The organism is Methylobacterium radiodurans, from assembly GCF_003173735.1.
In the GTDB taxonomy this organism is placed as follows: Bacteria; Pseudomonadota; Alphaproteobacteria; order Rhizobiales; family Beijerinckiaceae; genus Methylobacterium; species Methylobacterium radiodurans.
In genome coordinates, this window is record NZ_CP029551.1 from 98,300 (window position 1) to 111,577 (window position 13,278).

The following is a 13,278-nucleotide window of genomic DNA, read 5'->3' on the forward strand; positions in this document are numbered from 1 at the left end:
TCCTATCCCCTGAAGACCGCGACGAGGCGCACGTAAGGGTCCGGGTTGTTGGGCGTTTCGCGCGTCTGCTTCACCCACTCCCACCAGCCCTCGAACGTCTTTTGCAGCCGGGCTTCCTGCTCGGCCTTCCGCTTCCGTTGCGGGGCCGTGGGCTCCATGCCCTCGAAACGAAGCTGGAGGACCTTGGCGTGGCGGGCCCGAAGCGCGTCATGCCGCTCGGCCAGCTCCAGCACCTCGGTGTCCATCTCGCCCTGGTACCGCTTGCGGGCCCCGTGGACGAAGTCCTGCGCCCGCTGCACCGCCCCCGCCACCTGGGCCTGGAGGTCGTCGACCTCCGTTGCGCCCACGTTCGGGATGTCGCCTACGCCCAGGTTGATGCGCTCGATGAAGTCTCGGACGGGCTCGACGCTGGCGAAGGCCCCGTCCCGGAACAGGACCACGGGCCACTCGTCGACGAGGGGCTGACCCTTCAGGTTCGGGACGACCCCGTTGAACACGAACGCAGCCTCGTTCCTGGCCATCCGACCGACGAGCCGCCCCACGGGCGCCGAGCGCCGCCCGAACACCCCACCAACCTTGTCGGCGAGCCAGTCGACCGCCGGATGCACGTCCCAGAGGTACTGGAGATCCGGCCAGCCACCGCCCGCCCCCTGCCGAGACGCCTTGATCCGGTCGTTCAGCAGGGACCGGTTGTCGGTAAGCCGCAGCATCTGGTCCTGTGCCTCCGCGTCCGGAGGCATGAAGCGAGCGTTGATCGCGCGGGTGGCGCGTCCCCCGAAGTCGGACCGTTCGCGGAAGTCGTCCGGGATGGGTAGGCTGAGGACACGGTCGCGCTCGTCGACCTCGCAGTTGGCTGCCTTACCCATCGCCTCCATCCGCCGGAAGGCGGCGACTGCGAAGGCGAACGTGTCCGGGAACATGGATGGCCGACCGCCTTGGCTGCCGGTTTCGGGTGCCTTCGGCGTCGCCTCGGCCTCGGCGAGGCCGAAGAAGGCTTCCAGCGAAGCGTAGGGGTCTTCGGCATCGGCGTCCGCCATCGCAGCCGCTCTCGCGTCCATCTGGGCCGAGAACGCCTCGGCCGTGATGCCGCTCTCGATGGCGGCGGCGACCACGTCCTCTTGCTCCTTCTCGTCGTTGGTGCCGAGGAAGGCTGACGGGTCGCGAATGTTGTCCTGAGCCGCCTCGTCCTTCTCGACGAGCCGCTCCAGCACCCGCAGGTCGCCCCGGACCTTGGGCTCGGCCGGCTCCGCGACGAGGTACCAGATGTGCGGCTGCCGCTCCTGCCCGTAGCGGTCGATGCGGCCATTACGCTGCTGGAAGGTGAGCAGCGCCCACGGCAGGTCGAAGTGCACCAGCTTGTGCGAAAGGTAGTGGAGGTTCAGCCCCTCCGAGGCCATGTCGGACGCGAGGAGGATGCGGACCGGCGACTTCTCAAGCCCGAAGTCGCGAACCAGCTCCTGGGCCCGGATGTCCGCGTCGGTGCCGGAGGCGTGCAGCGTGCGCACCTGCTCTTCCGATAGGTCCAGGTCGCGACGAAGGTGCTCGGCGAGCCACTCGATGGTCGCGATCCGCTCCGAGAAGACGACGATGCGGTCATCCTTCCGGCGCGCCGACCACTTGATCTCCTTCAGCAGGCGCAGGAATCGCCCGTATTTCGAGAAGGCGTCCGCGTCGATGGCATCGACCGCCGCCAGCAGGTCACTCAGGGCCGTACGATCCGCCGTCCCCGCAGGTGACGCGTCCGCTTCCAGGGTCTTGAGGCGCTTGCGGACTGTCTCCGCGCAGGCCGCCGGGCTGGAGAACAGGGCCTTCTCAAGCAGCGTCTTGAACAGCCGCTGACCCTCGTTGCGTGCGCCCTCGTCCTCTGCCAGCGTGAGCCGCGCCAGTGCCTCGTAGGCCGCCTCCTCGGCCGGCGAGGTCGGGAAGGCGAGGCGCGTGGTGGCGCGGTCCTTCACCTTGCTCTTGATGGCGGCCTTGACCGCTGGGGTCGTACGGAAGCGCCGGACGAATAGGCCCTTGATGTCGTCGGGTCCGTAGTTGTCGGGGTCCGCGATGGACGTCGGGTCCAGCATGCGCATCAAGCTGGCGAAGCTGCGCCGGGACCCATCATGAGGCGTGGCCGAGAGCAGCACCAAGGCGTCGGAGCGTGACGCCAGCCGCTCCGCCAACTGGTTTCGCTGGCTGACGCCGCCGGCCCCGCGGCGCTCGGCGACGTTGTGGGCCTCGTCGATGACGATGAGGTCCCACCAAGCCGTCTCCAGGGCCGTGCGGTACTGGTGGTCGTTCTTCAGCGTATCGACTGAGACGATGGCCTTGTCGAATTGATCGAAGGGGTTGTGGTTGAGGGGGATGCGGGTCCGGATCTGCCGAATGCGGGCGCTGTCGATGCGCACCAGCGGGATGGAGAACCGCGTCCAGAACTCCTGCTGGAACTGGGTGAGCATCGCCTTGGTGGCGACGACGAGGATGCGCTTGGCCCGGCGTCGAAGGATGAGCTCGGACGCGAGCAGACCGGCCTCCAACGTCTTGCCCAAGCCAACGTCGTCGCCGATCAGGATGCGCGCCCGCGGGGCGCCCAGGGCGAGCCGCACAGGATCGAGCTGGAAATCGAGGTCGTCGATGGCCGCCTTGCCGGCGACCTGGATGGCGGCGCCGGTCGGCGCGGATTTGCGAAGGGCAGCCTCAAGGTGAAGGAAGGTATCGGTGTAGGCGGGGGAGCCGTCGGCGACGAGGGTCACCTCGGCCGGGTCGACGACCTCGATGCCTTTTCCCCGCCTGCGCTCGACGTCCTCGACGAAGATGGCTTCCTTATCCCGGACGAGGCCGGACAGCCCGGTCGCATGGACGAGCGCACCAGAGACCGGGTTTTGGTCGACGTGGGCGACCACCCACTCGGCATCGCGGACGCGGATGCGGGCGCCGGCGACGAGTGAACCTCGCGACATGAAGGGCGTAGCCTATGGTCTGGAAATGGAAGCGGTGGTCGAAGAGGCATTCGCCGCTCGGCCCGGGATCGCGATCCGACGTGTCCGTGGCTGGTTCAAGCGCTTCCCCCTTACGCGTAACACTCACGTGAACTCGTAGCGATTGCCACCGGATTCGTCGACGCTTTGCAACTTGGCAGAAACGACCGAAGCCGCCGGTGAAGGCTTTCCTGAGAAGGTGTTGCTGGACCGCCCAGGGCATCCGCCGCGGGCCTTGAGCGCGACAGAAGGCGGAGCGGAGGTTCCGGTCGGAAGGAGTCAGCTTCGAAGTCCAGGGCTCTTGCTTCGTCGGCAGACAATGGAGAGTGGTCGTTTGGCGACGACCTCACGAAGTCGCCTGCCGGCGAGACCGTACTTCGACATCCAGACCGCCGAATGCGGCTCACCACTCTCGAAAGGGATCCACAGGCACAGGCTCATAAATTGCTGAGTTCGTCTGTAACGCTTGACGCCATCGGCGTCGGTTGCCAGTTTGTTTCATACCTGGGCGTTCAATCGTCCCATAGCGAGACCAGCGTGTCCCATTCCCTGCGCCTCATACGGAAAGCCTCGGCCCACGGCCGACCCTGGCTTTCCCGATCCGCCCAGCAGGGGGCCTGACCGACGCACGACGTCCGGCGGCCCCGAGAGAGGCCACATGTCCGACGTCACTACCGACCGCGTCGACGCCCGAACCGCTTCAGTCCGCACGCCTTCCCAGTCCTTCGCCGCGCCTCCGCCGGACACCGAGGACCCAGCCCGCCAGGTGGGGGAGATCTTCCGGCGACTGAGTGGCTGCCAATCCACGTATGGCGAGACGGCCTTTGCCCGCATCGTCGCTGCCGTCCTCGTCGCTCTTGGCAGGGCCGCCATGGAGGAGTCCGAGTTGCAGGCCCGACGCCTGCGGGAGCGGACCGCGTCAGCAGGCCCCGGCATCAAGGTCTCGGCGACCGCCCGTAGGGTCGATTTCGACGGCTGGGACCCCGGCGAGCGCGACTGACCCGGCCAAACCCGACACCTAAGGAGCACCATGCCCGCCCGCACGAAATGGATATCGCGCACCGCCGGCCGCTTTCCGAAGCCGCCGGCCATGCCCTGCCTCACCCGATCCGAGACACCCCCCGGGGCCTGACCGACGCGCACGGACGCGCACGGCGGCCTCGTGACGGAGGCTGCCATGACCAGCACTAAGAAGACCCCCTCCTCACTGCTCGATCACGCCCGCCGGTCCGCCTGCCGGGTCGAGGAAATTGACTTCGATCACGGTCTTCCGGAGGTTCCTGACGCCGAAGGGGACGCATTCGGCAAGCCGGGAGACCTCCTGGCGACCGCCTCCGTCGGCACCATCCTCGCGACGGCGATGCTGCTCGACGCCCTGGCCGCGCCAGAGCGCCGCCGCCTCATGCGGCAGCAGGGGCTCGCGATGGTCGTGAAGGTGCCGGCCTCGGACTGGATGGAGCACGTCGGGCGGTCGCTTGCCCGCGTGCATTCGTGGTCGGAGATTTTTCGGAGGGTCGGCGGAAGCCGCAGCGGCGACAAGCCCGATATTGGCAACGACAAGGTCTGCGACCGCCTCAGTTCGGGCCGTTCGGTTCTGGGGGTATCAACGGCACCGGAGCGTTATCTTCCCTCCGCTCTTCTGACGTCGGCGGACATCCGCGTCGAATTGGGTGCCCCGAACCGCGCGGTCATGGCCCTCGTGATCGACCTCGTGACTGGCACCCGGCCCCGGAAGGTGCCGCCGGGGCTCGGGCACGGGCTTTCCCTGACCGAGCTTGCCTCCTGCATCCGGAAGGGAAGCACCGCGGCCGCGTGCGTCCGCAGGCTCAAGGAAGCGTCTGCGTTGAAGTTGGGCGGCGTCGACCAGAACCTCGATGCCGTCCCGTTGCTTGAAGATTGCCTGGGCTATGGGGACGCCCAGTCATGGGGTCTACAGTTGGTCGAGGCCGTGCGGGAATACCAGCGCGGTGAGCGGGATTGGAGTACCGTCGAGGATCGTAATATTGTATTGTCTGGCGATCCAGGTGTAGGAAAGACTAGCTTCGCAAGGAGTTTAGCTAAGTCTGCGGGCATCCCGCTAATCACAACATCTGTCTCCTCGTGGTTCGCTTCTACGGGCGGCTACCTCCACGATATCTGCAAGGCAGTAGATGCGGTGTTTGACCAAGCCATCGCCTGTAGTCCCTGCGTCCTGTTGCTAGATGAGATCGACCAGATCCCGAACCGTGCGACCTGCGATAACCGAAATAGAGACTTTTGGGGGCCCGCGGTCGCTCACGTTTTGCTGGCACTCTCGTCAGCTACCTCCGGTCCGAGCTCACGGCTGATCGTCATCGGGGCGACCAACTTCCCGAACCGGCTCGACGAGGCCTTAGTGCGCCCTGGTCGGCTGAACCGGATCGTGCACATCGAGCGTCCGGACGTGCCCGCCATCGCCGGCATCCTCCGCCAGCACCTGGGTGGCGACTTGGCAGGCGAAGACCTGATGCCGCTGGCCTCTATCGGCACCGGGGCCACCGGCGCCGATGTCGCCGGATGGGCGCGCAGTGCCAGGATGCAGGCCAGGGCCGCTGGCCGCGGCATGGTCCTCGCGGATCTCGTAGAGCAGGTCGCTCCGCCTGAGACGCGCTCGCCGGTTCAGCTTCTCGCGGTCGCGAGGCACGAGGCTGGGCACGCCGTTAGTCACCTCTTGCTGCGTCTTGGCGAAGTCGTGATGGTCTCCCTGATCGAGAAGGGTTCGTTCTCCGGGCGGACCATCGTCCATTTCGAGAACGCGTCGTCGATGGATGCCGCCAGCTTGGACGCCATGGTCGTCTCCATTCTGGCCGCCAGGGCCGCCGACGAACGATGGGGCGGCGTCACGACGGGCTCCGCCGGCGGCCTGGGTTCTGACCTCGCGCATGCCACGCGCCTCGTTGCGAGTAAGCACGCGTCCTACGGCCTGGGAACGTCCCTGCTTTATCGCGGCGATCCAGACCACGCCCTCGACCTATTGCGGGTCGATCCGGCATTCCGGAAGGTGGCTGCCCTTACAAAGGGGAGCCCGATGACCGATGCCCTGTTCTCGCCGGCGGCGGCTCGCAACGCCGCCCCGATCGCCGAACTCCTCAAGCGCGTTCTCCCGCCCAGCGGCCTCGTCCTCGAGATCGCGAGCGGGTCGGGCGAACACGCCGCTCACTTCGCTCGTGCGCTACCCGCGCTCGTCTGGCAGCCCAGTGATCCGGATGAAGCGGCCCGTCGCAGTATCGTCGCCCATGCCCGCGCCGCCGGGCTGGCGAACATCCGGCCGCCGCTGGCGATCGACGCGACCCATCGGCCGTGGCCGGTGACGCGGGCGGACGCGATTGTCGCGATCAATATGATTCACATCGCCCCCTGGGAGGCGACCATCGGGCTGATGGCTGGCGCCGAAGCGACGCTCCCGGAGGGCGGTATGCTCTACCTCTACGGTCCTTTTCGGGAGGATGGCGGGCACACCGCACCGAGCAACGCCGCGTTCGACGACCGCCTGCGCGCGAGGAATGCCTCCTGGGGACTCCGCGATATCGAGGCGGTCGCGGCCGCCGGCCGAGCGCACGATCTGCATCTGGCCGAGCGTGTCGCAATGCCCGCCAACAACCTCAGTCTGATCTTTCACCGAGGCCGCCGAGGCTCCGCCGTTGGCGGGGAGTCTACGCCTTGACCGCCTCGCGCCCGACCAGCGCGGTCATCGTCGGTGCGTCCGGCGGCATAGGCGGTGCCTTGATCCGCGCGCTCGCCGAGACAGCGGCCCACGCGCCGATCTTCGCGCTCTCCCGCTCGGAATCGCCGGTCCCACAGGGTGTCCGGCCCCTTCCGATCGACCTGAGCGACGAGGCGACGGTTGCGGCGGCGGCGGCCAGGGTCGGCGAAGCCGGACCGGTCGGCTTGGTCATCGTCGCCACCGGCCTTCTTCACCGGACAGGCGTCTCGCCCGAGAAGACGGTCAGGGCGCTCGATCCCACCGCGATGGCCACCATCTTCTCGGTCAACACGATCGGCCCTGCGCTCGTCGCCAAGCATTTCGTGCCCCTGCTGGCGCGACGGGAGCGATGCGTGTTCGCGGCCTTGTCGGCGCGGGTCGGGTCGATCGGCGACAACCGACTCGGCGGCTGGTACGCCTACCGCGCCTCGAAGTCGGCGCTGAACCAGATTCTGCGAACGCTCGCGATCGAGGTTGCCCGCACGCGACCGGAGGCGATCGTCGTGGGCCTGCATCCGGGCACGGTCGCCTCCGGCCTGTCGCGGCCCTTCCGGCCGGACCCGACAGCCGACGGCGTCTTCTCACCCGAGGAGAGCGCGGCGCACCTCCTGCGCGTGCTGAATGGCCTCGGCGCGGACGACACAGGCGGCGTCTTCGCCTGGGACGGCTCGCTGATCCCCGCCTGAGCGGGGTCTCGGCTCGAACGGATGCACTTGGGCGACGCCCTAAGATCGCCTGGAGCCGGGCTCGCTTCCGACATGTGCCGCCAAGGAGCCTCAGGTCTCGGCCGGAAACCGGACCTGCGGCTTCGGACCCATTCCAGCCATTTCAGACATTCCGCAGCGTTTTACCAGTGGCGTCGACAAGCCGTATTCAGTTCTGCCGCCCGGGATCGGTGAGTGGTTCACAGACTTGGGACGGCTCCCCTCGTTTGACACCGTCCGGGCGAAAGGACGCCGCACTCGGCTGCGAGATAGCCGACCGGGCGTTCCGTCAGGCACCTCGACGATCGCCCAGCGGCACGGATCAGCCCAGCCTCGATCGGAGCGCGAGGCCGGCACGGCCGCAACACGAAGGCCAAGCCGAACAGATTGCGGGCCGACACCGGATCGACGATTGCGAGCCCCTCGGCCGCGAGGCCGCAACACGCTGTCGTGTCCTGCGCCATGAGCTGGACGTGTGGCTCATTGCCGGCTTGCGCGAGCGCGTCCTCAATCGCCTGCTGGAAGACCCCGTGGGCGGACACGATCCCGGACTCGCCCTTGCTCGAAGAAGGCGCCAGCGGCGTCGTCTTGCGGTCGCTAGGATCGGGCCAGTGGCGCGTCCGGTGGCAATCCGGGCTTGAGGGCCGCCGGTTCGATCCGCGGTACGACCCTGCGCGTGCGCCGAAAGCCGGAGAACCTGCGCTCTCGCGCGGCCTCGGTCGCGGGCAGGGGTGATGTCGGCGTCGACCCACCCGCCGTCCGGCGGCATGCCGGTGAAGAACCGCCCATTCAGAACGCTGAGCAGCCCCGGGCCCGGCGGGACGGGGCCGAGTCCGCTGCTCCGCTGCGGGAGATGGACCATGAGCCAAAGGATGCGGGCGCAAATCAATGGGCCGCTACCGGCGAACGGGTCGATCAAGGATGTGGAGCCGAAAGGTGCTCCACCTACAGTGCGGCGCCGCCCCCATCGAAGAGGATCGCTTCGAGCCTTGCGGTGTGGCTGGACCGCCACACCACAGCGGCGCGCCGAGCAGTCGACGAATGTACCCGCTGCTGCGCTCTGATCTCCGCTGCAGAGATTTCAATCGCGACGCAACGACTTGGTCTGAATTGGCGGATTGATTTTAGAAAAATTCGCATGTGCTGCCTTCCATTTGACCTCTACGGCAACTTGATCGAATCCTGGTGAAGTGATTGATCGGCCACGCGTTGTTCTGGAGGTGAGTGGAGCCGGCGTCATGCAGCCGATATCGATCGATGCGCTCCATCGGAGCGAGAGCGTCAAGCTCCGGCGATTCCTGCTGCGCATGCTCGGCAATCCGACCGACGCGGCCGACGCTCATCAGGAAACCTACCTGCGCATGCTGGCGGCGCTCTCGCGCACGCAGGTGGAACAGCCGCCGGCCTTCCTGTTCCAGATCGCCCACAATGTCGCCCTGCGGATGCGGAATCGGCAGCGGTTCGAGGGGACGTTATTCAAGGACCTGAACGACGCGGATCTGGCGGGCATCGTGGACGGCTACGCCCTGCCGGAACGCCAAGTCATCGCGAGGCAGGAGCTGCGGCGCCTCGCGGCGGCTGTTGATGAACTGCCGCCTCGCTGCCGGGAGGTGTTTCTGCTCGCCCGTATCGACGGACTCGCGAACGGGCAGGTCGCGTCCCGGCTCGGCATCAGCCGGAACATGGTCGAGAAGCACCTCATCAAAGCACTTCTGCACTGCCGCCGCCGGTTCGGCGACTGTTCGTGAGGCACGACGTCAGGAGTTCGGCGTCTCGATGATCCCAGTTCACGAGACCACACAGGCTGGCGGCGCGGCACGCTCCTCACCGGGGCGAAAGCCGGCTCGGCGCAGGAGTGCGCGGCGGGATAGAAGCTCGCAGCCGAGCCCTGTGCGACCTTGAGGGAGGCGCTTGTGGGCGCGAGCGATACATCCGGCGCGTCGGGAGAAGACTGCGAGGATCCGGTCTACGAGGCCTCCGCGGGCTGGGTCGCACGTCTCTCATCGCCGGATGCGACGTCGAGCGACCGGCAGGCCTTTGAGGTCTGGCGCTCCGCCGATCCGAGCCACGGAGCTGCCTACGCCGAGATGGATGCGCTTTGGCGCAAGCTCGGCCACGTTCCCGACCCGCGCCAGCGTCGCCGGCTCCCGAAGGGACTCGCCGGCCTCGCGGCTTTGGCCCTGTCGGGCGCCGCTCTCGCCTACCAGTTCGGCCTCGTCGATCGGGCGCGGGCCGATCTCTGGAGCGGCGTCGGCGAGATCACGCACGCGACCCTGGCGGATGGCAGCCGCATCGACCTGAACACCGACACGGCCCTCGCCCTCCGCTTCACCGAGTCCGGGCGCGAGGTCGAGATCCTGCGCGGCGAGGCCTTCTTCGAGGTCGCGCCCGACCCGCGGCGCCCGTTCGTGGTGTACGGGAACGGGCTGCGCGCGCGGGCACTGGGCACGCGCTTCTCCGTGCGCGTCGACGGGGTGGAGAGGCCTGTGGACGTGGCCGAAGGGCGCGTCGAGGTCACGGCGTCCGGCCGGCAGGTACAGGTCTCGGCGGGCGAGGCCGCTCAGCTCGCGACGGGGAGCTCCCTGTCGGTCGTCAAGGCGGATGTGGGTCGGACCACGGCCTGGCGGGAGGGGCGTATCGTCTTCGCGGGCGAGCGTCTGTCCGCGGTTCTGGCCGAGTTGGGGCGCTATCGTCGCGGCCGGATCGTCCTGCTCGATCCCGCCGCGGGCGAGCGGCGTGTCACGGGGGCCTTTGACCCGCACAACACGGACGATGCCTTGAACGCGATCGCCGCGACGATGGGGGTGCGCGTCACCCGTCTGACTCCCTTCCTCACCCTGGTCGGATCACCGCCCTGAGCGGTCACGAAAAAATCTCACGCTTCGACGTCAGGACATCGCCGCCTCGTTGATCTCAATCAGTGAGGGACGAGAGCGCGCGAAGCGGGCCGGCCTCTCGAGCGGACAGATGGGGCGTCGGATGGCGGTGCGGATGCGGGGGTATGGCGGCGGCGAGCGACGGGCAAACCTTGCCCTGGCCGGTGTCTCGGTGCTGGCGATGGTTCCAGCCGCTGCCCAGAGCCAGGGCGCGGACCGCACCACGGCGGGCGCGGTGCGCCAACCGAACATCATCGCGCTCGCGTCGGAGCCCGAGGCGCCTCGGGACGCGGCACAGGTCCGGCTGTCTATCCCGCAAGGCCCGCTCGAGGAGGCGCTTGTTGCCTTTACCGCCCAGGCCCGGGTGAAACTCGTCTACGCGACCGCGCTGACGGAGCGGCTGACGACGCGGGGAGTCGAGGGCGCGTTCCGCCCCCTCGAGGCGCTGGGCAAGATTCTCGAAGGCACCGGCCTGACCTACAAGGCGGTCGGCCCGTCCACGATCACCCTCGTGAACCCGCGCTACGTCCAGCTCGGGGAGGATACCGGTCATGCGGTAACTCTCGAGGAACTGAGCGTCGAGGGTCGACGGGCAGGCCAGGACGCGCTCGCAGGCCTCCCGCCAGCGAGCGGGACCGTGGGCCAACCGCCCGTGCCCTACGCGGGCGGACAGGTGGGCACGGGAACGCGCATCGGCTTCCTGGGCAATCGCTCGATCCTGCGCACGCCCTTCAACGTGACGGGCTATACCGAGAAGCTGATCAACGACCAGCAGGCTCGCTCGCTCTCCGACGTCGTGCTGAACAACCCGTCGGTGCGCAACGACGCGCCGCCCTTCAGCGAGCGCGATTCCTACTTCATCCGAGGCTTCTCGGTCACGAACCTCGACACGGCCTTCGACGGACTGTTCTACCTCGCCAATCCGCGCCGCACCTTCACCGAGGGACTGGAGCGCGTCGAGATCCTGCTCGGGCCCACCGCACTTCTCAGCGGCGGCACCGGCCGCGTCGGCGGCACCATCAACCTGATCCCGAAGCGCGCCTTCGATGAGCCGCTCACGCGGTTCACGACGACCTTCATCAGCGATGCCCAGATCTGGACGCATGCCGATATCGGTCGCCGCTTCGGCACCTTCAACGAGTGGGGCGTGCGCTTCAACGGCGCCTACCGCACCGGCAACACGCCGCTCGACAAGAACGCGATCGAGGTAGGCGTCGCCGCCCTCGGCCTCGACTACCGCGGCGAGCGTTTCCGCGCCTCGGTCGACCTGAACCACTCCACCCAGAACGTCACGGCGCCGACCTCGCTGTTCAACGCGGTCGCGCCGAACATTCCGGTCCCTCGAGCGCCCAACGCCCGGCGCAACACGGCAAGCCCGTTCGAGTACAACGACAGCCGCTACAACATGGCGGCGGGACGGATAGAGTATGACCTCCTGCCCGAGACCACGGTCTACGCCGCGGGCGGCCTCAGCCGCTACAACGAGGACTTCCTGACCTCGAACTACCGGGTTACCAGCGTCACCGGGCTGGCGTCCAACTCCCTCGCGATCCAACCCCTTGAACTGGAGGGCTTCAGCGGCGAGGTGGGCCTGCGCTCGCGCTTCCACACGGGCTTCGTCGGGCACCAGTTCAACGTCGCGGCGAGCGAGGCCGTCAACAAGAACTACTCGCGCGGCTTCGTGCCGTTCGCCCTGCCGACATACCCGGTCAACATCTACGACCCGATCTCCCTGCCGTTCGGCTCGGTTCCGACGATCAACTTCCCCCGCTCCGAGCGGCAGCCCCTCTTCACCGAGCTCTACGCCCGCAGCGTGGCCATCGCCGACACCCTGTCACTCGGCAACGACCGCTTCCTGTTGACGCTCGGCGGACGTTTCCAGGAAATCGACCTGCAGAGCTACGCCACGCGTCCGGGCCCGACCCAGGGCACCCTGGCCACGAGCTACAAGGAGAGCCGTTTCAGCCCCGCCTACGCACTGGTGGTCCGGCCCACCGAGAACCTCGCCTTCTACGGCAACTACATCGAGTCCCTCGACGCGGGCCCGAGCGCGCCGGCCACGGTGGTCAACGCCAGCGAGGTCTTCGCGCCCGTGGTGAGCAGACAGAAGGAGGTCGGCGCCAAGTACGATTTCGGGACCGTCGCGGTCACGGCCTCGCTGTTCGAGATCGAGCAGCCGAACGCCTTCACCGACAACGCGACGAACCGTTTCACCCTGAGCGGGCTCCAGCGCAACCGCGGGCTCGAGCTCAACGTGTTCGGCGAGCCGACACCCGGCGTGCGGCTGCTGGGCGGCGTGACCTTCATCGACGCGACGCTGGTCAACACCGCCAACCGCCAGTTCGACGGCAACACCGCGCCCGGCGTGCCCGACACCGCGATCAACCTCTACGGTGAGGTCGATTTGCCGCCGTGGCTGGCGCCGGGCCTGACGCTGACCGGCCGGGCGATCTACACGAGCCGCATGTTCTACAACCAAGCCAACACGCAGTCGGTCCCGGACTGGACGCGCTTCGATGCCGGACTGCGCTACACGTTCGAGGGCGCCAACGGAAAGCCCGTGGTGATCCGCGCCACCGTCCAGAACCTGCTCGACGATTCCTACTGGGCCTCGGCCGCCCGCGGCTATCTCGCCGTCGGTGCGCCGCGGACGTTCATCCTCTCCGCCCAACTCGATTTCTAGAGAAGCCATCCTGCCTGTGGGGGCCGGTCTGATCCACGCGCCCCGGCTTCCGACTATCGATGGCGTGGCTGCACGCCTGGTCCGGGCTCGTGGTGGGCTGGGGTCGGCGGGGACGTGGATCACGAGCGAGCACGCGTAGAACAGAGCGCCCTGTTCGACGTGCCAAGATCCCATCATCTGCGTCGATCCCCGCCTCACAACGGCAGTCAGTCACTTCGGAAATGCCGCCGCAACAGCCGAGCCTTTCAACGAAATCCACCCTTTGCAGACCTTCGGGCCGCTTCAGCCGAAGGCCCAGCCGGGTGGGGAAGGCGGCATTCCCAGGGCAGAC

Annotated in this window: 7 protein-coding genes and 1 pseudogene; 7 read left to right on the forward strand and 1 reads right to left on the reverse strand. The window is 67.7% G+C overall.

Going from position 1 to position 13,278, the window contains the following annotated elements; all coding sequences use genetic code 11:
- Positions 1-2: 2 nt before the first annotated feature.
- Positions 3-2,945 (reverse strand): DEAD/DEAH box helicase, encoded by a 2,943-nt coding sequence (locus DK427_RS00445; RefSeq protein ID WP_109949542.1) that lies wholly within the window; start codon positions 2,943-2,945, stop codon positions 3-5.
- Positions 2,946-3,621: 676 nt separating this feature from the next.
- Between DK427_RS00445 and DK427_RS00450 the strand changes: the two genes are divergently transcribed.
- From DK427_RS00450 to DK427_RS00475, 7 genes and pseudogenes are all read left to right on the forward strand, one after another.
- Positions 3,622-3,963: a hypothetical protein gene (locus tag DK427_RS00450; protein ID WP_109949543.1), complete on the forward strand. Its 342-nt coding sequence runs from the start codon at positions 3,622-3,624 to the stop codon at positions 3,961-3,963.
- A 690-nt stretch (positions 3,964-4,653) separates the two neighbouring features.
- Positions 4,654-5,904 (forward strand): annotated as a pseudogene (locus DK427_RS26860) (AAA family ATPase); the annotation flags it as partial.
- A 105-nt stretch (positions 5,905-6,009) separates the two neighbouring features.
- A complete protein-coding gene (locus DK427_RS26865; RefSeq protein ID WP_245931124.1) occupies positions 6,010-6,645 on the forward strand; it encodes a DUF938 domain-containing protein in 636 nt (211 codons plus the stop codon).
- Positions 6,642-7,370 carry an SDR family NAD(P)-dependent oxidoreductase gene (locus DK427_RS00460; protein ID WP_109949545.1) on the forward strand — a complete coding sequence of 243 codons (729 nt, stop codon included), beginning with the start codon at positions 6,642-6,644 and terminating at the stop codon, positions 7,368-7,370. The genes DK427_RS26865 and DK427_RS00460 overlap by 4 nt, the downstream gene beginning before the upstream one ends.
- Before the next feature lie 1,256 nt (positions 7,371-8,626).
- A complete protein-coding gene (locus tag DK427_RS00465) occupies positions 8,627-9,136 on the forward strand; it encodes an RNA polymerase sigma factor (RefSeq protein ID WP_109949546.1) in 510 nt (169 codons plus the stop codon).
- Between the two features lie 165 nt (positions 9,137-9,301).
- Positions 9,302-10,246: a FecR family protein gene (locus tag DK427_RS00470; RefSeq protein WP_204165241.1), complete on the forward strand. Its 945-nt coding sequence runs from the start codon at positions 9,302-9,304 to the stop codon at positions 10,244-10,246.
- A 109-nt stretch (positions 10,247-10,355) separates the two neighbouring features.
- Positions 10,356-12,947 carry a TonB-dependent receptor gene (locus DK427_RS00475; protein ID WP_245930732.1) on the forward strand — a complete coding sequence of 864 codons (2,592 nt, stop codon included), beginning with the start codon at positions 10,356-10,358 and terminating at the stop codon, positions 12,945-12,947.
- The last annotated feature ends 331 nt before the right edge of the window (positions 12,948-13,278 follow it).